This window comes from Pseudonocardia sp. EV170527-09, assembly GCF_008369905.1.
Classification (GTDB): Bacteria; Actinomycetota; Actinomycetes; order Mycobacteriales; family Pseudonocardiaceae; genus Pseudonocardia.
Map to the genome: position 1 here is coordinate 1 of NZ_VRMC01000566.1, position 254 is coordinate 254.

The 254-nt window shown below is 65.0% G+C and carries 1 protein-coding gene; it reads left to right on the forward strand.

What is annotated here, in order from left to right; translation table 11 throughout:
- On the forward strand, window positions 1-206 hold a 206-nt coding region (locus FVA95_RS32450), incomplete at its 5' end, for a hypothetical protein (protein WP_205016094.1).
- Window positions 207-254: the final 48 nt, after the last annotated feature.

The following is a 254-nucleotide window of genomic DNA, read 5'->3' on the forward strand; positions in this document are numbered from 1 at the left end:
ATCCAACCCTGCTCGAAGACCTGCGGGGCTACCTCCTCAAGAACGGCTGCCCGAGCGAGCCCCGGTCGGTCGACATCTGCGAGGTGCGAGTCCTGTGGTCGGAGGGCGAACGTTCCGACTCTGCGGACCGATTGAAGATCTTCGGGCACCTGCGCGAGTGGTGTGCCGAGCATCCTGGCGTCAAGGCGAACATCCTGACGGCATAAGCGCTGCGCGCCGGGCAGGAACGTCCGCTTCGGTGCGTAACCTCGATG